Genomic DNA, 23,114 nt, shown 5'->3' on the forward strand with positions numbered 1-23,114 from the left:
AAAAGAAGTCGCCAATATGGGGAGTATGCAATGCGTAAGGAAGATCGGAGCTCGCTGTCTGTCAGCGAGGGGAGAAACATCCGTCGTATTCTGATGGGAACCGTCGCGGCGGTCGGAATTCTGTCGGTCAGCCCGGTTCTGGCTCAGGAACAGGAGGCCGAACCGGAAGCGGACCAGGCCGTTCAGGTCGAGGACGTTATCGTCACCGGCACGGCCATCCGGGGCGTGGCGCCCGTTGGCTCGGCCACCGTCGGCATGACGCGCGAGGACCTGGTCCAGGCCCCGGCGCGTGACGCCAGCGCCCTGGTCGCCAGTCTGCCTCAGGCCTCCAGCCAGGGCACGACCCTGGCCTCGTCGGGCGGCCGCGCCGCCGGCGTCAATCTTCGCGGCCTCGGCAACAACGCCACCCTGGTCCTGTTCGACAGCCGACGTGTCGTGCCCCAGGGCGGCAACGCCCAGGTGTCCGATCCCAACCTCATCCCCTTCTCCGCGATCGAGCGGGTCGAGGTCGTCACCGACGGCGCTTCGGCCATCTATGGCTCGGACGCCGTGGCCGGCGTGGTCAACTACATCACCCGTCGCAACTATGACGGGGCCGAGGTCACGACCCGCTACACCAACTCGCTCTATAACCAGTATGTAGTTGATGGCGTCGTCGGCAAGACCTGGGCGGGCGGCAGCGCCATGTTCGCCGGGTCATGGGACAAGAACGACAGCGTTCCACGCAGCGAGCGCGACTATATGCTGCTGGACCTGCGGCCCTTTGGCGGGAACGACAATCGCCTGGTCGGCACGACCGTCTATCCCGACGCGCCCGGCGCCCTGATCATCGGCAACACCGTCTATGGCCTGCCGAGCACCAATGGCGCGGTGCCGACGGCGGCGGACGTCATCGCCTTGCGCGGCGACCCCGAGTTGTATGATTCCTCGTATCTCTATGACTTCTACACGGCCCGCGAACGCCATGCGGCCATGTTCAAGCTGCGCCAGGAAGTCGCCCCCGGTTTCGAGCTTGGCTACACTGGCATCTATAATCTGCGGACCAATGAGTCGCGGTCCGGTGACGGCTTCGAGCGGGTCGCCATCCGCCTGACGCCCGGCAGCCCCTACTATATTCCGGGCATGCCCAATCCGACGGCGAACCAGACCGTCGTCTACAACTACTCGCTCAACAATCCCGACACCTCGCGCGATCAGAAAAACCGCGAGGAGACGATCAATCATTCGATCGACATGACGCTGGAGCTGCCCAAGGACTATCGGTTCTCGGGTCTGCTGACCTACGGCAAGACGGACTCGTGCAACGTCTGTCAGCCGCAGGTGAATACGACCGTCGCCAACGTCATCGCCAATGACCTGTCCTGGGGGTTCAATCCCTTCCTGCAAGGACCGCAGGCGGGCGCTGACGCCTTGGTCGGCGGCTTCATCCAGCAATACGACACTGTGCTGTTCGACGCTGTGGGCAAGGTGGATGGGGTTCTGTTCGACCTGCCGGCGGGTTCAGTCCGTCTGGCGGCGGGCACGGAATATTCGCGCTACAAACTTTACCTGAAGGCGCAGAACACCCTGAACCTCGCCGGCGACTATCAGGTCTCGCGCTTCACCAAGAGCGCGCGCGATGTGAAATCGGCCTTTGGCGAAGTCTTCGTGCCCATCGTGTCGAACGACATGGGCGTACCCTTCATGCAGTCGCTCGATCTGAGCGCCGCCATTCGCTACGACAGCTATTCGGATGCGGGCGACACCACCAATCCCAAGATCGGCCTGACCTGGCGACCGACCGATGAACTGCTGATCCGCGGCAGCTGGGGCACCTCGTTCCGGGCCCCGACCCTGATCGAGGCCAACCCGGCCACGGTCGGTCAGACCAACCGGGTCTATGTCAGCAATGGCCTGAACGATCCGACCATCCCGATCACCAATGTGTCCTCGGGTCAGAGCGCGGTCCTGTCGCGGACTGGCAATACCGAGGGCCTGCGGCCGGAATCGGCGACCATCTGGTCGCTGGGCGGGGATTATCGCCCCAACTACCTGCCGTCGCTGAAGCTGAGCGTCACCTATTACAACGTCAGCTACGAAGACCGCATTGAGAACCTGCCGAACCAGACGCTGATCCTTTCCAGCCCGGCCAATCTGGAACTGTACAAGGACTTCTTCATCAAGGCGCCGCAGCCGACGACCTGCGTCAACGGCGACTACTCGACCTATAATCCGGCCTACCTGCCGTGGTTGACCGACAAGAACGCGGTCTTCTCGCCATCGACCATCAACGACTGCTCCATGGTCGGGATCATCGCCGGCGGGCGTCTGAACCTGGGCCAGGTGAAGCAGAGCGGGCTCGATTTCGGCGCCAACTATCTGCACGAGACCACCTTCGGCGACTTCACCTTCAACGCCAGCTTCTCCAAGGTTCTGAACCTGGAGAAGAGCGTGGTGGCGGGCGGTCCCCTGTTCGACGCCCTGGACACCTATGGCTTCCAGGTGTCCGAGCGCGGGCGCTTCAACGTCAACTATCGTCGGGGCGGGCTGAGCGCCAACCTGAGCGCCAACTACGTCGGGTCCTACCTGAACAATGCGACCATCACCGTGAACGGGGTCAAGTTGCCCGAGACGGAAGTCCCGACCTGGACGACCTGGGATGCGGGCGTGGCCTATTCCTTCGAGGACGGCCGCTTTGGCGGCGCGCTCGACGGGGTTCGCCTGGCGGTCAATGTCCAGAACCTGTCTGACGAACAGCCGCCCATCGTGCTCAGCGGCACGACGGCTGTCGACCTGGGCAATCACAACCCGTTCGGTCGGGTCTGGTCGCTTGAACTGACCAAGGCGTTCTGAGCCGGCCTGGGCCGGGGGCGGCGAGGGGCCGCCTCCGGTCGAGGTGTTTTTCTGAGGAGGGACCAAGTGATCAAATTGAAGATGATGCTGGCGGCGCTGATGACGGCGACAGCCGTCTGGGCGGGCGCTGGCTTCGCCGCCGCCCAGGCGCCCGCGCCGGGCCAGGCCATGGCCGACCCCTATGCCGGGCAGAAGAAGCTGCTGGTCATCGCCGACGTCCAGACCGGCTTCCATCACGACTCGATCAATCACGCGATGGCGGTCATCGAGCAGATGGGGCGCGAAAGCGGAGCCTATGTCGCCTTCCTTCGCACCGACTCCCAGTTGATCACCCGCGCGCCCATCCTCGGGACCGGCACACGTTATGAGGGGCGGCCCGTCAACGCCCGCAACCTCAACTATTTCGACGCCGTCTTCCTGCTGAGCAGCGGCTCGGGCAACCTGTCCGAGCAGCAGAAGGCCGACCTGCTGGCCTTCGTCAAAGAGGACGGCAAGGGTTTCATCGGCGGCCACGCCGCGACGATCGCCTTCTATGACTGGCCTGACTATGGCGAGATGATCGGCGGCTTCATGGCCGGCGAGTACCGGGTCGAGCCGACCGGCGTCATCGTGTCGGACCCGAACTTCCCAGGCGCGGCCGGCCTGCCGACCACCATCACCGATCAGTTTCCCTATATGGGCGCGCCCTATGTGAAGGGCGGCGTCCACACCATCCTGCGCCTTGATCCGTCGCGGCTGACGCCCGAGCAGCTGGCGCGCCGTCCTGACGGCGACTTCCCCGTCGCCTGGGCCAAGACCTACGGCAAGGGCCGGGTCTTCGTCAGTTCGCTCGGCCACGTCGAGCAGATCTGGGACGACCCCGCCGTCCGCACTTTCCATCTCGAAGGCATAAAGTGGGCCCTCGGCCTGACCGACGCCGACGTCACGCCCGACGCGCCCCAACAATGAAAATCGCAAAGGAACGCCCCATGACCAGACGCTCCCTGAAAGGCGTCGGCGCCTGCCTGTCGCTGATCCTCATGGCCGGAACCCCGGCTCTGGCCCAGACCGCCGGCGCCCAAACCTCTGGCTCCCAGACTGACGACGGCAAGACGTGGCGCAGCTATGGCCAGAACCCCGGCGCGACCAACTTCTCGCCCCTGACGCAGATCACGCCCGACAATGTCGGCCAATTGAAGCGCGCCTGGACATTCCGCTACGGCGGGGGCACGGACGAGGAGGGCGACCGCGGTCTGGATCACCGCTGGGAGGTGACGCCCCTGGTGATCGATGGCGTGATGTACGTCTCGACCCCGACCAATCCCAACCTGCCCGACCTCAAGTCCACCATCACCGCCCTGTCGCCCGAGACCGGCGAGGTGCTGTGGAAATGGGAATCCGAGCGCAATATCCACGGTCGCGGCATCGCCTGGTGGCCGGGTGACGAGACCCACGGTCCGCGCATCCTCTTCGCCACCGACAAGGGCTATCTGGCGGCGCTGGACGTGCGCACGCGTCAACTGGCGACGGACTTCGGCCAGAACGGTCAGGTCGACGCCTATGTGGGCGTGGCGTCCGAGGTCGTGGGTGAAAGCCGCCGTGACACCTTCACCATTCCCAACCCGGTCGCCATCTACAAGAACCTGATGATCACCGGCGCTCGCCCCGGCGAGATGGGACCGCCCGGGCCGCGCGGCGACGTGCGCGCCTGGGACGTCCGCACCGGCGAACTGGTCTGGTCCTTCCACACCGTGCCCCAGCCGGGCGAGGCCAACCACGAGGGTTATGTCGGCGACGAGTGGAAAGACCGCAGCGGCGCCAACGTCTGGTCGACCATCACCATCGACGAGGAAAACGGAATCGTCTTCGCCCCCGTTGGCGATCTGAACGGCCGCGCCCAGGGCTCCGAGCTTTACGCCAACAGCCTGATTGCGCTGGATGCTCAGACCGGCGCGTTGAAATGGCACCATCAGGTCACGCACAAGGACCTGTGGGACTGGGACATGCCGACCCCGCCGGTTCTGGTGAACTTCCGCGAGGGCGACCGCACCATTCCGGGCGTGGCCCTGACCGGCAAGCAAAGCCTGCTGTTCGTCTATGACCGACTGACCGGCCGCCCTCTGCATCAGATCGAGGAGCGTCCGACCCCGCGCAGCGACGATCCGGCCGATGAGGCCTGGCCGACCCAGCCTTTCCCGGTGCGCCCCGGCCCGCTGGCGCGCGTGACGATGACGCGCGACGAAATCCCCAATCTCACGCCCGAGCAGCACGCCTACTGCACTGCCTTCTGGGATGAGAACAACATCCAGGTGACGGGCCTGTACGGGCGTCCGCTGATGACACGCGGCACCCTCAGCTTCCCCTCGACCCTGGGCGGGCCGAACTGGGGCGGGCCGTCCTACAGCCCGACGTCCGACGTCTTCATCGTCAATGTTCAGAACATGGGCCAATTCCGCGCCGCCGGCCCGGTGACGCCGATGTTCGGGGGGCCGCGGCCGCCGCGTCGTCGCGGGCCAGCCGATCCGAACGCGCCGATCACCCAGTCGGGCTTCAGCTACCGTATCGACGCCGACACCATGCTGCCCTGCACGCCGACGCCCTGGGGCGAGCTGGTCGCGGTCGACATCAGCAAGGGCGAGATCCTGTGGCGCGCGCCGCTGGGGACCATTCCGGGGCTGAAGACCGATGTAGCCACCGGCTCGCGCAACCTGGGCGGCAACATCCAGACCGCCGGCGGCCTGGTCTTCATCGGCGCGACCAACGACCAGACCTTCCGGGCCTTCGACGCCCGGACCGGCGAGGTGAAGTGGTCGGTCGAACTGGACGCCAGCGCCCACTCCACACCCGTCACCTACCTCGGAAAGGACGGCAAACAGTATGTCGTCGTGACCGGGGCAGGGGGCACAGCCGTCGCCGCCAGACGAATGTCGGACACCCTCAACGCCTTCGTCCTCCCCTAGCGCCGACCGCCCCGCGAGACCTGACGGTTTCGCGGGGCGCCTCCCGATCCGACGCCTGTCGGACCGTCCTATAGTCAGTGGATTATCCCAATGGATGCAGCCCTGCCCGTCACGCCGCCGAAAAGGACCCATGTGCGATACGTCGTGCTGGCCCTGATCGCCGTCGGCACCATGATCAACTATCTGGACCGCTCGCTTCTGGCGGTCGCGGCGCCGCGCATGGCCGAGGATCTCGCGCTGGGCGCGGCCACCATGGGCATCCTGTTTTCGGCCTTCTCATGGAGCTACGCCTTGGCCCAGATTCCGGGCGGCATGTTCCTGGACCGCTTCGGCGTGCGGCTGACCTACGCCCTGTCGGTCGGGGTGTGGTCGATCTTCACGGGCTTGCAGGGGGCGGCCACCGGTCTGACATCCCTGATCATCTATCGCCTCGGGCTCGGCGCCGCCGAGGCGCCCTGTTTCCCGGCCAACAGCCGTATCCTGGTCGCCTGGTTCCCGCAGGGCGAGCGCGCGCGCGCCCAGAGCGTCTATTCGGTCGGCATGTATTTCGGCATCGCCTTCCTCAGCCCGGTTCTCTTCTGGGTGACGGGGACCTTCGGCTGGCGGGCCCTGTTCATCATCGCTGGCGTGATCGGCGTCCTGTTCGCGGCCCTGTTGTGGTGGGTCTATCGCGATCCCGAGCATAGCCGCAGGGTCAATCAGGCCGAGCTGGATCACATCGCGGCGGGCGGCGGCGGCGGTCTGTCGGCGGCGACGGGCAAGACGCCCTTCTCGTGGAAACAGATCGGCTGGCTGCTGAGCAAGCGCCAGATCCTGGGCGCCTCGATCGGCCAGTTCGCCACAAACGCCACGCTCGTCTTCTTCCTGACGTGGTTCCCGACCTATCTGGTGGTCGAGCGCGACATGCCCTGGCTGAAGGTTGGCTGGATGGCGGTGCTGCCCTTCATCGCCGCCTCAGTCGGCGTGGTCTTCGGCGGTCAGTTGTCGGACGCCCTGGTCAAGCGCAGCGGCTCGGCCACCTTTGGCCGCAAGCTGCCGATCGTGGCCGGTCTGCTGTTATCCTCGACCATCATCTCTGCGGCCTTCCTGAAGTCCGACGCCCTGGTGATCGCGGTCATGTCGGTGGCCTTCTTCGGTCAGGGCATGTCCAATCTCGGCTGGACCCTGATCTCGGACGTCGCGCCCAAGAGCCTGATCGGGCTTACGGCGGGGGTGTTCAACTTCTGCACCAATCTGGCCGGGATCGTCACGCCGATCATGATCGGCTTCATCGTCGCGGCGACCGGTTCCTTCTTCGGCGGACTGGCCATGATCGGCATCTTCGCCCTGATCGGCGCTCTGTCCTACACCTTCCTGGTGGGGCGGGTTGAGCGCATCGCAGAGCCCTTGGCGGAGGCGGCGTGATGGCGAAGTCCCTTCCGATGTCCATGCCGCATCTGGGCGCGGGTCTTGTGATCGCGCTGGCCGTGGGACTGTCCGGCTGTGAGCCGTCCAAGCCGGCTGACGGGTCCAACAAGGCTGTCGCCGCAGAGGCCGCGGCGCCGTCTGCACCCGTTCCTGATGTGCCTGAAGCCGCCGCCGCGATCGCCCCCGAGGCGGCCCCTGTCGAGGCCGCCCTGGCGCCCGAGACCGTCGCGGCGCCGCTAGCCCCGGCCAAGGCGCCGCCGCCTGTTCAGGCGGTTGCACCGCCCCCTCCGCCGCCCCAGCCGGTCAAGGCGGCCATCCAGCCCGGCGTCCTGCCCCAAGGCGCGGGCCGCAACGTCGCTCAGCGTCTGTGCGGGACCTGTCATTCCCTGATCCTGGTCACAGCCAACGGACATACGGAGGCGGAGTGGGATTCCATCGTCGCTCGCATGGAGTCGAACGGGATGCAGGCCTCGGCGGACGACATCAACACGGTCATCGACTATCTGTCTAAGGCCCTGCCGCCGCGCTAGGCGATCGACAAGGACGTCTCAGTGATAGAGTTTCAGCCGCAAACCACGACCGTTGACGATGTCATTGTCACCGCCGCCCGTCTTCCCCCGGCGGCGGGGGAGGCGGCCTTCTCGGTGATCCGTCTGGGCGAGGAGGCGCTGTCGACCTCGACCCGGCTCGATGAAGCCCTGGCCACGGTTCCGGCGGTGTCCCTGTTCCGGCGGACCTCCAGTCTGGCGGCCAATCCGACGACGCAGGGTATATCCCTGCGCGCCATCGCCCCCTCGGGCGCGGGTCGGACGCTGGTGACGCTGGACGGCGTGCCGCTGAACGATCCCTTCGGCGGCTGGGTGATCTGGTCGCAACTGCCGACCGAGAGTATCGAGAGTCTGGACATCGTGCGCGGCGCGGGGGCCGGGCCCTATGGCGCGGGCGCCCTGACCGGGGTGATCCAGTTGAGAGAGCGCGAGCGCGGCGGGGTGCTGGACGCCTCGATAGGCGAGCGCGGCGGCGCGCGGCTGGCGGGGGCGGGCGGCGTCGACGCCGGGCCGGCGCGCCTGACCGGCTCGGTTCTGTATGAGGCCAGCGACGGCTATGTGCCTGTGCGCGGCGTGGCGGCGGGGGCGGCGGACACGCCGCTGGATCTCGAGGCCAAAAGCGCGTCCCTGCGTGCGGATGCGCCGCTCGGCGACGCCGCCCTGTCGCTGCGCGCCGGCGCCTATGAAGAGGATCGCGGATCCGGCCTGGCGGGCGCCCGCTCGACCGCCAGCGGCCATGTGCTGTCGGCCACCGTCGCGCGTCAGGCTACTGCTGACCAGGCGGGCTGGCGGCTGCAAGCCTGGCGGCGCGAGAGCGACTTCGCCAATACCTCGGTCGCCGTCGCCGCGGACCGGGCGACGACCACCCCCGCCAACAACCAGTACGAGACGCCCGCGACAGGCTGGGGCCTGAACGCCGCCCTGCGCGGTCGCCGCGACGGCCTGTGGGGGCGGCGTCTGGAATGGGAGCTCGGCGCCGACGCTCGCTCCAACGAGGGGGAGACCCACGAATTGTTCCGCTACATGGCCGGCGACTACACGCGAGACCGCATCGCCGGGGGCGAGGCCTCGGTGGCGGGCGTCTATGGCGAGGGTTCGCTGGAGAACGGGCCGTGGCTGTTCGCCGGGGGTCTTCGGCTGGACGGCTGGAAGAATGAAAACGGGCGTCGGCTGGAGCGTGATCGGGCCACCGGCGCGCCGACGCTGGACGAGGCCGATCCCGAACGCTCGGGCGAGGTGGTCAGCGCTCGTCTGGCGGCGCGGCGCATGATCGGCGGCGGCTGGGCGGCGCGGGCGGCGGCCTATTCAGGCTTCCGACCCGCCACGCTGAACGAACTGCATCGGCCCTTCCGCGTTGGCAACGACCTGACCGAGGCCAACGCCGGTCTGGTCCCTGAGACCCTGCAAGGCGTCGAGGCGGGACTGGCGTTCGAGGGGCCGATCGCGGCCCTGACGGCGACCCTGTTCTGGAACCGGATCGAGGACGCCCTCGTCAACGTGACCGTCGGCGAGGGGCCTGGGACCTTCCCCCGCGCGGGCTTTGTGCCCGCCGGCGGCGTATTGCGTCAGCGCCAGAACGCCGGGACCATCGAGGCGACAGGGTTGGAGATCAGCGCCCGACAGACCGTGCGCGGCGGGCTGGACCTCACGGGCGCCGTGTCGATCACTGACGCCCGCGTGGACGGCGGGACGTCGGCGCCGCAACTGACCGGCCTGCGCCCGGCCCAGGCCCCGATCTGGAGCGCCTCGGCCGGGATCGACTGGCGCGCCAGCGACCGCCTGACGCTTACCGCTCGCGCTCGGTATGAGAGCAAGCGCTTTGAAGACGACCTGAACAGCCGGGTTCTGGGCGCAGCGGTGACGGCGGATGTTCGCGCCGACTGGCGGGTTAGCGACACCGCATCGCTGTGGCTGGCCGCTGACAACCTGTTCGATGTCGATGTCGAGGTGTCGGAGACCGGGAACGGCGTCGAAGGTTTTGGTCCTCCGCGCCTGCTTAGTGCTGGGCTGCGGCTGAGCTACTGACCGCTTCCGGCCGCCCAGCAGATTTCGACGCGAAGGCCGCCCAGAACCGAGCGGGTCAGTTGCAGCCTGCCGCCGGTGTTTTCCGCATAGGTGCGGGCGATCGACAGGCCGAGCCCTTGTCCCGCCGCCTGTTCGTCTAGGCGGACGCCGCGACCGGCTGCGACATCGGTCCGTTCGACGGGGATGCCGGGACCGTCGTCCTCTACGGCCAGGACCAGTCCGCTGTTGGCGTGGGCGACGGCGGTGATCGAAACACGACGCCGCGCAAAGCGGGCGGCGTTCTCCATCAACGGACCGAGCAGGTCTGTCAGGTCATCGCGGTTCAGGGGGGCGGTCAGGGCGTCAGGAATGTCGATCGAGAAGGCCAGGGCTTCGCCGGCTTCCGTCTGTTCCAGCACCTGAACCAGTTGTTCGACCACATCCAGAACCGGCGCCGATCCGCCGCGCGACTGGCCGGCAAGGCGGCTGCGGGTTAGTTCGGCCTCGACCGTGGCGCGCATGGCGTCGATGGCGCGGTCCAGCCGGTCGGCGGCCTCGACGGCGCCGGTCTCGCGCAGGCGGTGGCTCTGGGTTTTTAGCGCGGACAGGGGGGTCTTCAGGCCGTGGGCCAGGTCGGACGCCCGCCCGCGCGCCTGGGTCAGGTCCTGTTCGCGCGCGGCGACCAGATCATTCAGCGCCTCGGTCAAGGGGCGCAACTCGTTGAGCCTGGCCGAGGGCAGGCGGTGGCTGGGGCTGGCGCGCAGGTCGGCCAGGTCGCGGCGGATGTCGGCCAGGGGGCGCAGGCCTAGTTGCACCTGCACCCAGGCGGCGGCCAGAAGCACCAGCCAGAGCCCGGCGAGGAATAGGGCCAGCTCCAGATTGAACTCACCCTGGGCCGAGGCGATCTCGTCCTGATCCTGGGCGATCTGGATCAGAACCGGCGTCTGTTGCTCGCCGACACGGATTTCGCGCTCGAGCACCGCGACGGGTTCGCCAAAGGGGCCGTCGGCGCGACGCAGCCGCCATGTGCTGGACGGCGCGTCATTCGGGCGGGGCAGGGCGGCGTCCCAGAGCGAGCGCGAGCGCGCGGTCTGGGCCTCGGTCGAAACCTGCCAATAGAAGCCGCCGGCGGGGGTGTCGAAACGGAGGTCGGCGGGTGGCGTCGTCACGCTCAACCGACCGGCGGGGTCCAGTTCGGCGGCGGCGGCGATGCGGGTGGCGTCGCGGGTCAGTTCCAGCGTCAGGCGGCGTTCCAGATGCCGCGCGAACAGCAGGCTCATGAACAGCCAGGCGACGATCAGGGCGACCAGGATGGCCGCGCCGCCGCCGAGCAACAGCCGCCAGCGCAGCGAACGCAGCATCAGTCGGCGCCCTGCAACAGATAGCCGAAGCCGCGCCGGGTGCTGATGACCTCGCCGCCGAACTTGCGACGAAGACGCGCGACGATGGCCTCGATGGCGTTGGTGTCCGAGGTCTCGGCGACGCCATAGAGATGCTCGGCCAGTTCGCCCGCCGAAACCGCGCGGCCGGGCTGGTGGCCCAGATAGTCGAGCAGTCGGAACTCCAGCGGCGACAGGCGGGCCGGGGCGCCGTCGAACGAGGCGCTCATCCGTGCGGTGTCGAGCCGCAGCCGGCCAATGTCGATGACGCTGGAGGTGCGACCCGCCTGACGCCGGACCAGGCCGCGCAGCCGGGCGATCAACTCGCCCATCTCGAACGGCTTGGCCAGATAGTCGTCGGCCCCGGCCTCGATGCCCTCGACCTTTTCGGTCCAGGCGCCGCGCGCCGAGACGATCAGGACGGGGAAGGCGCGGCCGGCCGCGCGCCAGCGGCGCAGCGTCGACAGCCCGTCCAGACGCGGAAGGCCCAGGTCCAGAACCGCGATGGCGTAGTCCTCGACGTCGCCTGCATACCAGGCGGCCTCGCCGTCAGACACGACATCGACGATGAAACCCGCGGCCTCGATGGCGCGCTTCAGGTCGGCCTGAATATCGGGATCGTCCTCGACGACGAGACAGCGCATCAGTCGTCCTTGACCTCCAGAACGACGCCGGTGCGGGCGTCGATCCGCAGTTTGCGGACCCGTCCGGCGGGCGTCAGCACCTTTACCTTGTAGCGCCAACCTTCGCGGTGTCGATCCAGTTCAACCTCGATGACGTCGCCGGGCTCGGCGCGCTGGGCGATCGCCAGGATGCGGGTCAGGGGCAGGATCTCTCCGCGTCGCAGCGCTCCGCGGGCCGCGACGTGGTCGTCGTCCTCCGCCAGGGCGGCGGTGGCGGGCGCCAGGGCCATCAGGCCGGCCAGCAGGGCGAGGGGCGCATGGCGCCGGGAAAGACCGTTGGGTTTCATGGCGGCCACCCTGCCGCAGCCAAGCTGACAACAGGCTGACGGTTTGCCGCGCCCGCCTGTCAGGAAGGCGGGCCTAAGGCTGTGGCTCTGACGTTGAGAGGGGCCGCCATGCGATCGAACATCCAGACCCAAGCCGTGCTGATGAGCGGCGTCGCCGCCGCGGTCCTGCTGTTTGGCGCAGCGGCGGCTTCGGCGCAGACGGCGCCTGATGGAACGACCGGCGTCACGGCCTATCCCGCCAGCGCGTTCGCCGCCTCGGCCCCGGCCAGCGCGCGGGAAATGCTGGACCGGACGCCGGGCTTTGCTCTGGTCGAGCCGGACGCCGATGTGCGCGGCTATTCCGGCGCGCAGGGCAATGTCCTGATCGACGGGGTGCGGCCCGCCAGCAAGCGCGAGAACGTATCGGACCTGTTGCGGCGCATTCCGGCGGGAACGGTTGAGCGGATCGAACTGATCCGGGGCGGGGCCGGCGGCGTCGACATGGGCGGCTATGCGGTCCTGGCCAATGTGGTGCGCAGGCACGTGGTCGACGCCGAAGGCATGGTCGAGATCGGCGCCCTGTCTTCGACTGACGGCTGGTTCTCGCCCAGCGGACAGGCGCAATATACGCGGCGCTGGGGCGCGCGGTCGCTGGAGCTGTCGGCCAAGCTGGAGCCGGACTTCGACGACGACAGCGGCGACGGCCCGATCTGGACCGAGACGCCCGGCGGCGCAGTGACCGAGCGCTTCCACGAAGACACGCGCAAGGTCCAGCACGCGGCCGAGGTCGCCGCCAACTGGACGCAGCCTCTGGCCGGAGGCCGTTTCAACGTCACGGCGGCGGTGCGCGGCGATCGGGCGCGGGCGGATACGGTGATCCAGTCGCTGGACGACGCCGACGACCGTGAAGACGTCGCCGCGCGCGAGGAATTCATCGAGGGCGAACTGGGCGCGCGCTATCAACGCAGCCTCGGGACGGCGACGACGCTGGAGGCTCTGGCCAGCCAGCGCCTGGGGCGGCTGAGCGGCGATGAGAAGTCGCAACAGGGCGCCGACAGCGAGAGCTTTGATGAAACCACCCGTACCGGCGAGAGCATCGCCCGGATCGACCTGACCCACCGCCGCTCGGACCAGCTGTCGCTGTCGGCCGGGCTGGAGGGGGCGTTCAACTTCCTCGAAAGCGAGGCGCGGCTGCAGGAGAACGGCGCGCCGGTCTTCCTGCCCGGCTCCGATGTGCGCATCGAAGAGCGGCGGATCGAGGGTTCGCTCGGCGCGACCTGGACCCCGGTCGAGGCGGTGATTGTCGAGGCAGGGTTGCGGGTCGAGGGCTCGACCATCACCCAGACCGGCGACAGTCCGCTGGAACGCGACTTCACCTACGCCAAGCCGCGTCTGGCCCTGACCTGGGACATGGACGCGCAGAACCAACTGCGACTGGCCGTGTCGCGCGAGGTAGGACAGCTGGACTTTGGCGAGTTCGTCGCCTCGGCCTCCCTGTCCACCGGGGTGGTCGCGGTCGGCAATGCGGCGCTGGAGCCGGACAAGAGCTGGCGCTTTTCCGCGGCCTGGGAGCGCAGCTTCTGGGACGACGCCTCCCTGACCCTGACCTGGACCCATGATCAGATCAGCGATGTGGTGGACCGGGTGCTGATCGTGACCGACGACGCTGTGTTCGACGCGCCGGGCAATATCGGTGACGGCCGGCGCGACACGTTGGCGATCGATCTGAACACGCCGCTGGACCGGTTGGGGATCAGGGGCGGGCAACTGCGCGCATCCATGCTGTGGCGCACCAGCCGCGTCACGGATCCGGTCACTGGCGAGGCGCGCGACATTTCGGAAGAGAAGCCGGTCGAGGGCGAGGTGGCCTTTACCCAGGCGATGCCGCAGTGGCGGATGAACTGGGGCGTGACGGTTGAGCACATCGCCGAGCGCAAGACCCGCTATCGCTTTGACGACGTGCGGCGCCGCTCCGAGGACCTGGGATGGACGATCTTCGCCGAGCGACGGATGGGCGACCGCTGGCGGCTGCGGGCCGAGGCGACGGACCTGTTCGGTCGCGACTTTCATGAGACGCGCGACAAGTACGACGGCCCGCGTGCGACCGGCGCGCTGGAAGAGATCGAGCGACGCGAACGCCGCTCGCCGGGCTACGTCAGCCTGACCTTGCGCCGTAGTATGGGCGGCTAGGCCAGCCCTCGGGGGCGTCGAAGCCGTAGTAGCCGCCCCCGGCCTTGAAGCGTTCCAGTCGACGAAGTTCTTCTGGATCAGCCTTTTGATCCCAGGTCTTGACGCCATTGGTCAGGTCGGCGGGTGTCAGCACCAACTCGTCCCAGACCGCCTCGCCCTGAACGTCGTGCAGGGTATAGGTCAGGGTCGGCGTGGGGCCGGTCAGGTCGAAGCGCATCAGGCCCACATTGACGCTGCGCGTCCAGGTATCGCGGATGCGGACCTCGGGCGCCTGACGCGTGTTCTTGTTGGCCGGCATCTGGGCCAAGGGCGACGAACACATGTCATAGATGTCGTAGCCGCCGACCTCGGAACGGGGGATGCAGTTCAACTCGCCCATGTGGCTGTCGCCCGAGATGCAGACCACGCCGCCGATGCTCTGGTCGCGGATGAAGTCGAAGATCTCGTTGCGCTCGGTCAGATAGACGCCCCAGCTGTCGCCGCCCTTTTCGTTCTCGGCCGACGAGAAGCCGCCCCCGGAGACCAGCACCTTGAACGGCGCGTGCGAGGCCTTCAGTTCGCGCTTCAGCCAGGCTTTCTGGCGGGCGCCGAGGACGGTCTTGGCCGCGTCGTCGGTCTGGGTGGTCGGGTCGCGGTGGTAGCGGCCGTCGAGGAAGAAGAAGTCGACCCCGCCATAGGCCTGTTTGAAATAGACGCCGGGATTGTCGGCCTCGCCATAGGCGGGGTTGGCCCAGACTTTCTTGAAGACGTTCAGCGAGGCGGCTTTGAACGGGCTGCGACCGTCGGAGTCGTTGTAGCCGAAGTCGTGGTCGTCCCAGATGGCCAGTTGCGGCGTCGAGCGTAGCAGGGGCAGAAGGCGCTCGACCACACGCCCACGGCCATAGAGGTCCATCAGGGCGGCGGGCTGATCGCTGTCGCCATAGATGTTGTCGCCCAGCCAGAAGAAGAGGTCGGGGTCCAGGCCGCGCACGGCGTTCCAGATCGGCTGATCGGCGTCGTACTGGATCCGGCAGCACGAGCCGAAGGCGACGCGGAAGGCGGCGGGGCCGTCCGGCGCGGTGCGGGTGCGGTTGGGCGCGAACTGGAAACGGTCCTGCTGGCCGTCGTACTTCAGCCGGTACCAGTAGTCGGTGTCAGGCTTCAGCCCCTCGACGCGGAAGGTCAGGCAGCAGTCATCCTCGGCGCGGGCGGTCAGGGTCGGACCTTGCAGCACCTGACGGAAGTCGCGGTCCGTGGCGTATTCCAGCGACACTGGAAAGGCGCCCGAGGCTCGCACCCAGACGGTGAAATGGCCCGGTCCCGGCGCGCCGACCATCGGGCCTTGCAGGGCGCGAGGATAGCCAAGCGCCTCGGCCAGGGCGCGCGGGGCCGCGCCCAGCAGGGCGGCCATGGCCACGCCGCCGAGGAAGCCGCGACGACCGGCGGTCAGGATAGGGGTCATGCGCTCACTCCTTCAGGGCGGTGTTCAGGCGATCGATCAGGACATCATGGACGCCGCCGTTGGAGACGCAGACATGGCCGGCGTGAAGGTCCAGCGGCCCGCCGTCTACGCCGGTGGCGCGACCGCCCGCTTCCTCGACCAGGATGACGCCAGGCCCCATGTCCCAGGCGTTGAGGCAGCGCTCCCAGTAGGCGTCCCAGCGCCCTGCGGCGACCCAGGCCATGTCCACGGCGCAGGCTCCGGTGCGGCGGATGCCCGCCACGTCGGCGGACAGCAGGGCCATCTCGCGGGCGAAGACCGGGTGATCCGGCTTGCCCGCAAAGGGGATGCCGCAGGCCAGGACGGATTCGACCAGGGCGCTCCGGTTCGACACCTGCACCCGCCCGCCGTTCAGCCAGCAGCCCTTGCCGGTTTCCGCGACATAGAGCTCGTTCAGGACGGGGATATAGGTGACACCCGCCACCACCTTGCCCTCGCGGGCCAGGGCGATGTTGACGCCCCACAGCGGACTGCCGAACAGGAAGTTGGTGGTGCCGTCCAGGGGATCGACGATCCACTGCTGGCTCTGGTCGTCGCCGCCGCCGACGCCGCCTTCCTCGCCGAGGAAGGCGTAGGCGGGCTGGGCGCGAGCCAGGATGCCGCGCGCCGTGGCCTCGGCCTCCTCGTCGGCGATGGAGACCATGTCGGCGGGACCGGTCTTGGAGCGCACCGTCAGCTGGGCCAGTTGGGCGAAGTGGCGTTCCAGCCCGGCGCCGGCGGTCTTGGCCGCCTCGATCATGGCCTTCAGGTCTTCGGAGGGATCAATCATGGCGCGAACTCAGTCTCTCAGGCGGGTGCGCCACAGGCTGGCGGCCAGCAGCATGGAAATCACGGAAGAGCCGATCCAGAACCAGATGACCGGACCGAAGTCATAGGTGCGGACCTCGCCCACGACGGTCATGCCGCGCTCGATCAGGAAGCCCGAAATCTGTTCCTGAAGGGCGGCGCCGATGTAGCTGAAGATGCCGATGACCCCCATGGCTGCGCCGGCCACGCGCTTGGGCGCGATGTCCACGGCGAACAAACCGCCCAGCGAAGTGACCAGACCCGTCAGCCCCATGCCGAACAGCAGCATGGAGAAGACCATGACCGGCATGGTGTTGGGGCCCCAGAAGAAGAGGGCCAGCCCGGCGATCTCGATGACGGCGAAGATGAGGTTCACCGGTGGACGACGGGCGGCGAAATACTTGTCGGAGATGAAGCCGAAGCCGATAGCCCCAGCGATGCCAGCGAGCGTGCTGATCATCAGCAGGGTACCGGCGGCGGGCAGGGAGAAGCCGCGCGCCTCCTGCAGATAGAGGACGCCCCAGGAGTTGATGGCGTAGCGGGTGACATAGGTGGTGGCCGAAGCCAGGCACAGGACCCAGATGGCGGGCAGCTTGAGGATGGACAGTTGCAGGCCCAGCACCGACTTGATGCCGGGCTTGGGCGCTTCGTTGTAGTTGTCCTGCTTCCAGTCGTTGACGGCGGGCAGGCCCAGGGTGCGCGGCCGATCCTGGATCAGCAGGTAGCAGCCCAGGGCCGTGGCCACGCCCAGCACGCCGGGACCCCAGAAGCCCCAGCGCCAACCGGCAGCGGCCACCAGAGAGCCGACCACCAGGAAGGTCAGGCCCTCGCCGATGGAGTGGGCCGTGCTCCAGACGCCATAGGCCCGGCCGCGTTCCTGATTGGAGAACCAGTTGGTCATGGCGACCACGCCGCCCGGGGCGCCAAAACTCTGGAACCACCCGTTCAGCCCCCACAGAAGCGCCGCGGCCCAGACGGTGGTGGTGAAGCCCATCAGCAGGTTACAGATGGCCGTGGCCAGAAAGGCGAAGGCCAGGAACCGCTTCATATTGGCGTGGTCGGCCAGGAAGCCGTTGGTCAGCTTGCCGATGGCATAGGTGTAGAAGAGGGCCGATCCGATCAGGCCCAGTTCGGTCGGGGTGAAGACTCCGGCGTCGATCAGCGGCTTCTTCACCACCCCCAGCGCCAGCCGGCAGGTGTAGATCAGGCCATAGCCCAGGGTGATGGCCAGCATCACGCGGAAGCGGTGGCGATGGAACAGCGAGGAGACCGTGGCGGCGTCGCCGATCTCGGGCTTGTCCGCCCCGGTCGCAAAGAAGCGCAGCAGTCCTCGGGCCATGTGGCCGCCTCCCATGATGAGCGGACCAGCGTCGATGCGACGGTCTCGTTGAAATCCAGACTAGGGGAGGGCCGACCGCATTGGAAGGATAATTCTATATTCTATTCCAATGAAATTTCGCAGTCGTTGCGATGCGCCGGATGCATGAACGCCTCGACAGCGGAGCCATCGAGGCGTTTGGACTGCAGGGATCCGCTTCAGCGCATGGTGGGGATGACGAAGCTCTGATCCGTCACCGTGCCGCCGACCGACTTGGGCCAGCGCTGGGTCACGGTCTTGGTGCGGGTGTAGAAGCGCACGCCGTCCAGACCATACTGGTTCAGGTCGCCAAAGCCCGAGCGTTTCCAGCCGCCGAAGCTGTGATAGGCGACCGGCACCGGGATCGGCACATTCACGCCGACCATGCCGACCTCGACCTGATCGGCGAACTCGCGCGCCGCGTCGCCGTTGCGAGTGAAGATGCTGACGCCGTTTCCGTATTGGTGGGCGCTGGGCAGGGCGAGCGCCTCCTCGAAGCTGGCGGCGCGGACGATCTGCAAGACGGGACCGAAGATCTCCTCCTGATAAGACTTCATCGTCGGCGTGACGCGGTCGAACAAAGTGGGGGCCAGGAAGAAGCCGGCCTCATGACCTTGCAGCGCGAAGCCGCGCCCATCGACCACCAGTTCGGCGCCCTCGTCGACGCCCATCTGGATATAGCTCTCGATCTTCGCCTTGTGCGCCGCCGAGACGACGGGGCCGTAGTGGGCTTCAGTATCGGTCGAGACGCCGACGCGCAGGCCCTCGATGGCGGGCAGCAGCTTGGCGCGCAGACGCTCGGCCGTCTCCTCGCCCACCGGCACGACGACCGGCAGGGCCATGCAGCGTTCGCCGGCAGAGCCGTAGGCGGCCCCGATCAGGTCGGCCACCGTTTGATCCAGATCGGCGTCAGGCAGGACGACGCCGTGGTTCTTGGCCCCGCCCATGGCCTGAACCCGCTTGCCGTGGGCGGCGCCCAGGGCGAAGACCGACTGGGCGATGTCGGACGAGCCGACGAAGCTGACGGCCTTGATGGTCGGGTGCTTCAGGATGGCCTCGACCACCTCCTTGTCGCCCTGCACCACATTCAGGATACCGGCGGGAGCGCCCGCCTCCATCATCAGTTCGGCCAGACGCACCGGCACCGATGGATCGCGTTCCGAGGGCTTGAGGATGAAGGCGTTGCCACAGGCGATGGCCGGCCCGAACATCCACATCGGGATCATGGCGGGGAAGTTGAAGGGGGTGATCCCGGCCACCACGCCCAGGGCCTGCCGCGCCGAAAAGACGTCGATGCCCGGCCCGGCGCCCTGGGTGTATTCGCCCTTCAGCAGGTGGGGGATGCCGCAGGCGAACTCGATCACCTCCAGCCCGCGCTGGATGTCGCCCTTGGAGTCGGCGATGACCTTGCCATGCTCGGACGACAGCAGGTGGGCCAACTCGTCCATGTGAACTTCGAGCAGGCGTTTGAATTCGAACATGACGCGGGCGCGGCGCTGGGGATTGGTGGCGGCCCAGCCTTTCTGAGCGGCGGCGGCGTTCTCGATAGCCCGATCCAGTTCGGACAGGGTCGCCAACTGGACGCGGGCCTGGACCTGGCCGGTGTTGGGATCAAAGACGTCGCCGAAGCGGCCGGAAGCGCCGACGACCGTCTGGCCGCCGATGAAATGTTCGATGGGGCGCATGGTTCTAGTCCTTGGGAGGGGGCGGGACGGCCGCTTTGGCGATCCAGTCGTGAGCCGGGTCGTTGCGGAAGATCCAGTGGCGTTTCGGACCCGCCATGACGTTCAGATAATAGAGGTCGTAGCCGTGCGGCGCGCCGACCGGGTGATAGCCGCGCGGCACCATGACCACGTCTCCGTCCTCGACCGAGACGGTCTCGTCCAGACTGCGATCGTCAGTATAGACGCGCTGGATGGCAAAGCCCTGGGGCGGGTTGAGGCGGTGATAGTAGGTCTCTTCCAGCGCGGTTTCCTCGGCGGGCGAGGCGGTGTCGTGCTTGTGCGGGGGATAGCTGGACCAGTGGCCGCCGGGGGTGATGACCTCGACCACGAGCAGGCCTTCGGCGGGCTGGGTCTCGGGCAGGATGTTGCGAACGTGGCGGGTGTTGGTCCCGGCGCCGCGAACCTCGCGCGGCATATCCGTTTCCGCAATCAGGCGGGGGGCGCCCAGCCCGGCGCCCGGCGCGGTGCAGACGGCCAGCTCGACCGGGCCGCGTGCGGTGACGGCATAGGCCATCCCGGCGGGGACATAGACGGCGCCCGGCGCCCGATCCTCGAACGGAGTGGCGCGGCCGCCGACAGAGCCGAAGGCGGCGTCGCCCGCGGTGATGTTGGCGGTTCCGGCGACGATCACCAGACAGGCTTCGCGCCCCGCCTGACCGCCGCTGTGGGTCTGGCCGTCGTTCAGGCGCACGACCTTGAAGCCCACATGGTCCCAGCCGGCGCTTTCAGGCGTGACCTCCAGCACCGCGCCGTCGGCGGCGGGGGCGTGGGGCCGGACGCGCAAGCCCGACATCAGACCAGCTCCGCCTCGGCGGCGCGGGCCTTCAGCGTCTTCAGACCCAGGTCGGCATAGGTGCGCGGCTCGGCCACCGACGGGTCCTGTTCCGCCTCGATGACGATCCAGCCGGAGTAGTCCATGCGCTTCAGCGCCTGCATGACCTCGGCGTAGTCGATGCCGCCGTCGCCGGGGACGGTGAACATCCCGGCCAGCACGCCGTCGAGGAAGCTGCAGCCGCGCGACTTCTGCTTGGTGAAGGTCTCCCAGCGCACGTCCTTGCAGTGGAGATGGGCGACGCGGCCGGGGTGGTCGCGGATGATGGCCAGGGCGTTGACCCCGCCCAGGGCGGCGTGGCCGGTGTCCAGCGTCAGGCCGACCGAGGGGCCGGTGGCGTTGATGAAGGCGTTCACATCGGCGGCGGTCTCGACCACGGTGCCGAGGTGGTGGTGATAGGCGAACTTCAGCCCTTCCGACTTCACATAGTCGGCCACGTCGGTCAGGCGGGCGCCGAAGATCTTCCAGTCACGCGGAGCCAGTCGGGGCGCGCCGGTCAGGGGAACCCGGCGGTCGCCGTGGACGGCGTTCGAGGTCTCGGCGAAGACAAAGACCGACGAGCCCATGGCCTTCAGCAGGCGCAGATGGTCCTGAAGCGCGTCGATCTCGGCGTCGGCGTCCTGAACCAGCAGGGAGCCGGAATACCAGCCGCCGATCAGGTCCAGGCCATAGGAGTCCAACAATGGCTTCAGCGTCGCCGCGTCGCGCGGGAACTTGCCGCCCAGTTCGACGCCTTCGAAGCCCACGTCGCGGATGTCGGCCAGGATGCTGTCCAGCGGCGTGTCGCCGCCCAGTTCGGGCATGTCGTCATTGGCCCAGGCGATCGGGCTGACGCCCCAGCGTATCGTCATGACAGGTCTCTCTTCATGCGGACGCCGGCGTCGTAATCGGCGCGCGCGGCGTTGACTTGCGAGCGGTCGGACACCTCGGGGACGGCGACGTCCCACCACCAGCCGCCGGCCTCGGTGGTCTTCAGCGGGTCGGTGTCGATGACCACGACATAGGAGCGGTCGGCGGCGCGGGCGCGCGCCATGGCGGCCTCGAACCCGGCCAGATCGGCGACGTGTTCGGCCTCGGCGCCCAGACTGCGGGCATGGGCGGCGAAGTCGATCAGGGGCAGGGTCTGGTGGGCGCTGTCGGCCAGAAGGTTGTTGAAGCCGGGGCTGCCGGTGGCCTGTTGCAGGCGGTTGATGCAGCCGAACCCTCTGTTGTCGAGCAGGGTTACGATGAGCTTCTGGCCCATCATCACCGAGGTCGCGAGTTCCGAGTTCATCATCAGATAGCTGCCGTCGCCGACCATGACGACGACCTCGCGGTCCGGCTCGGCCATCTTGACCCCCAGCCCGCCCGCGATCTCGTAGCCCATGCAGGAGAAGCCGTATTCCAGGTGGTAGCCGCCGGACCGGGCCGTGCGCCACAGCTTGTGCAGTTCGCCGGGCAGGCCGCCGGCGGCGCAGACCACGACCGCGTCCTCGCCCACCGCGCGCTGCACGGCGCCGATGACCTGGGCGTCCGATGGCAGGGTATGGCCGGGCTCAGACGCCGTGGCGGCTTTGACGGCCGCGTTCCATTCCGTCACCGCCGCGCCGTGGCGCTCGGCATTGGGCGCGCGCCAGCCCGACAGGGCGTCGATCAGGGCCTCGATGACCACGCGGGCGTCGCCGACGACCGGCTCGGCGCCATGCTTGTGCGCGTCGAACGGCTGGAGGTTGATCTGGAACAGGCGTCGGTCAGGAAACAGGCTGCGCGAGCCGGTGGTGAAGTCGGCCAGGCGCGTGCCTATGCCGATGATGAGGTCTGCTTCCGAGGCCGCCGCATTGGCCGAACTCGACCCGGTCACGCCCACGGATCCCAGCGCGTTCGGGTGTGTCCAGGCGAGGGAACCCTTGCCCGCCTGGGTTTCGGCAACGGGGAGGCCGACGGCCTCGGAAAGCTGCGCCAGCGCCATTTCGGCGCGGCTGTAGAGGACGCCGCCGCCGGCCACGATCAGCGGGCGTTTCGCCGTCTTGATGGCGGCGATGAGGGCCTCGATTTCGCCCGCGTCGGCGGGCTGACGGCGCTCGCGCCAGACGCGGCGATCAAAGAAGGCGGCGGGATAGTCGAAGGCCTCGGCCTGAACATCCTGACAGAAGGCCACGGTGGCCGGGCCGCAGGCGGCGGGATCCAGCAGGGTCGCCAGGGCCTTGGGCAGGGCGTCCATGATCTGTTCGGGCCGGGTGATCCGGTCGAAATAACGCGACACGGGCTGGAAGCAGTCGTTGGCCGAAACCGTGCCGTCGCCAAAGCTCTCGACCTGTTGCAGCACCGGATCGGGGCGGCGGCTGGCGTAGACGTCGCCGGGCAGGAACAGCACCGGCAGGCGGTTCACATGGGCCAGGGCGGCGGCGGTGACCATATTGGTGGCGCCGGGGCCGATGGAGGTGGTGCAGATCATCGCCCGCTGGCGTCGCATCTGCTTGGCATAGGCGATGGCGGCGTGGGCCATCCCCTGTTCATTGTGGGCGCGCCAGGTCGGCAGAACGTCGCGGTGCGCGTGCAGGGCCTCGCCCAGACCGGCGACGTTGCCGTGGCCGAAGATGGCCCAGCAGCCGGCGAAATAGGGAACTTCCACGCCGTCGACGACGACGTGTTGCGCGGCCAGCCAGCGAACGGCGGCCTGGGCGGCGGTCAGGCGAATCGTGGTCACG

General features: G+C 68.0%; 17 protein-coding genes. 7 read left to right on the top strand and 10 right to left on the bottom strand.

Going from position 1 to position 23,114, the window contains the following annotated elements; all coding sequences use genetic code 11:
• Positions 1 to 30 precede the first annotated feature (30 nt).
• The 6 genes from P0Y52_03330 (at position 31) to P0Y52_03355 (ending at position 9,751) form a co-directional block, all read left to right on the top strand.
• Positions 31 to 2,832, top strand: coding sequence for a TonB-dependent receptor (locus P0Y52_03330; GenBank protein ID WEK58581.1), 2,802 nt, complete (start codon positions 31 to 33; stop codon positions 2,830 to 2,832).
• Positions 2,833 to 2,898: 66 nt separating this feature from the next.
• On the top strand, positions 2,899 to 3,780 hold the full coding sequence (locus P0Y52_03335; GenBank protein WEK58582.1) for a ThuA domain-containing protein: 882 nt from the start codon (positions 2,899 to 2,901) through the stop codon (positions 3,778 to 3,780).
• Between the two features lie 20 nt (positions 3,781 to 3,800).
• Positions 3,801 to 5,771: a PQQ-binding-like beta-propeller repeat protein gene (locus P0Y52_03340; GenBank protein ID WEK58583.1), complete on the top strand. Its 1,971-nt coding sequence runs from the start codon at positions 3,801 to 3,803 to the stop codon at positions 5,769 to 5,771.
• A gap of 90 nt (positions 5,772 to 5,861) precedes the next feature.
• Positions 5,862 to 7,175: an MFS transporter gene (locus tag P0Y52_03345; GenBank protein WEK58584.1), complete on the top strand. Its 1,314-nt coding sequence runs from the start codon at positions 5,862 to 5,864 to the stop codon at positions 7,173 to 7,175.
• The gene (locus P0Y52_03350) at positions 7,175 to 7,708 is read left to right on the top strand and encodes a hypothetical protein (GenBank protein ID WEK58585.1); all 534 of its coding nucleotides are present in this window, start codon (positions 7,175 to 7,177) and stop codon (positions 7,706 to 7,708) included. The genes P0Y52_03345 and P0Y52_03350 overlap by 1 nt, the downstream gene beginning before the upstream one ends.
• Positions 7,709 to 7,729: 21 nt before the next feature.
• A complete protein-coding gene (locus P0Y52_03355; protein ID WEK58586.1) occupies positions 7,730 to 9,751 on the top strand; it encodes a TonB-dependent receptor in 2,022 nt (673 codons plus the stop codon).
• Here the strand turns inward: P0Y52_03355 and P0Y52_03360 are convergent.
• The 3 genes from P0Y52_03360 to P0Y52_03370 are packed head-to-tail and all read right to left on the bottom strand — an operon-like array spanning position 9,745 to position 12,079.
• A complete protein-coding gene (locus tag P0Y52_03360; protein WEK58587.1) occupies positions 9,745 to 11,091 on the bottom strand; it encodes a HAMP domain-containing sensor histidine kinase in 1,347 nt (448 codons plus the stop codon). The two genes, P0Y52_03355 and P0Y52_03360, sit on opposite strands and share 7 nt — an antisense overlap.
• Positions 11,091 to 11,756 carry a response regulator transcription factor gene (locus P0Y52_03365; GenBank protein ID WEK59437.1) on the bottom strand — a complete coding sequence of 222 codons (666 nt, stop codon included), beginning with the start codon at positions 11,754 to 11,756 and terminating at the stop codon, positions 11,091 to 11,093. The genes P0Y52_03360 and P0Y52_03365 overlap by 1 nt, the downstream gene beginning before the upstream one ends.
• Positions 11,753 to 12,079: a PepSY domain-containing protein gene (locus P0Y52_03370; protein ID WEK58588.1), complete on the bottom strand. Its 327-nt coding sequence runs from the start codon at positions 12,077 to 12,079 to the stop codon at positions 11,753 to 11,755. Before P0Y52_03370 ends, P0Y52_03365 begins: the two co-directional genes overlap by 4 nt.
• A 108-nt stretch (positions 12,080 to 12,187) precedes the next feature.
• On the opposite strand from P0Y52_03370, the gene P0Y52_03375 reads away from it, so the two are divergent.
• Positions 12,188 to 14,248: a TonB-dependent receptor gene (locus tag P0Y52_03375; GenBank protein WEK58589.1), complete on the top strand. Its 2,061-nt coding sequence runs from the start codon at positions 12,188 to 12,190 to the stop codon at positions 14,246 to 14,248.
• Here the strand turns inward: P0Y52_03375 and P0Y52_03380 are convergent.
• The 7 genes from P0Y52_03380 to iolD all read right to left on the bottom strand — a co-directional run bounded on the left by P0Y52_03380 (position 14,214) and on the right by iolD (position 23,113).
• Positions 14,214 to 15,689 (bottom strand): alkaline phosphatase D family protein, encoded by a 1,476-nt coding sequence (locus P0Y52_03380; GenBank protein ID WEK58590.1) that lies wholly within the window; start codon positions 15,687 to 15,689, stop codon positions 14,214 to 14,216. The two genes, P0Y52_03375 and P0Y52_03380, sit on opposite strands and share 35 nt — an antisense overlap.
• Before the next feature lie 4 nt (positions 15,690 to 15,693).
• Positions 15,694 to 16,497: an inositol monophosphatase family protein gene (locus tag P0Y52_03385; GenBank protein WEK58591.1), complete on the bottom strand. Its 804-nt coding sequence runs from the start codon at positions 16,495 to 16,497 to the stop codon at positions 15,694 to 15,696.
• Positions 16,498 to 16,506: 9 nt separating this feature from the next.
• Positions 16,507 to 17,853 carry an MFS transporter gene (locus tag P0Y52_03390; GenBank protein ID WEK58592.1) on the bottom strand — a complete coding sequence of 449 codons (1,347 nt, stop codon included), beginning with the start codon at positions 17,851 to 17,853 and terminating at the stop codon, positions 16,507 to 16,509.
• A 197-nt stretch (positions 17,854 to 18,050) separates the two neighbouring features.
• Positions 18,051 to 19,556, bottom strand: coding sequence for a CoA-acylating methylmalonate-semialdehyde dehydrogenase (locus tag P0Y52_03395; GenBank protein ID WEK58593.1), 1,506 nt, complete (start codon positions 19,554 to 19,556; stop codon positions 18,051 to 18,053).
• Positions 19,557 to 19,560: 4 nt separating this feature from the next.
• A complete protein-coding gene (gene iolB / locus P0Y52_03400) occupies positions 19,561 to 20,388 on the bottom strand; it encodes a 5-deoxy-glucuronate isomerase (protein WEK58594.1) in 828 nt (275 codons plus the stop codon).
• Entirely contained in the window at positions 20,388 to 21,278 is an 891-nt protein-coding gene (iolE, locus tag P0Y52_03405; GenBank protein WEK58595.1) for a myo-inosose-2 dehydratase, read from the bottom strand. The genes iolB and iolE overlap by 1 nt, the downstream gene beginning before the upstream one ends.
• Entirely contained in the window at positions 21,275 to 23,113 is a 1,839-nt protein-coding gene (iolD, locus tag P0Y52_03410) for a 3D-(3,5/4)-trihydroxycyclohexane-1,2-dione acylhydrolase (decyclizing) (GenBank protein ID WEK58596.1), read from the bottom strand. Before iolD ends, iolE begins: the two co-directional genes overlap by 4 nt.
• Between the last annotated feature and the right edge of the window lies 1 nt (position 23,114).

Origin of the sequence: Candidatus Brevundimonas phytovorans, from assembly GCA_029203145.1 — a bacterium.
GTDB lineage: Bacteria > Pseudomonadota > Alphaproteobacteria > Caulobacterales > Caulobacteraceae > Brevundimonas > Brevundimonas phytovorans.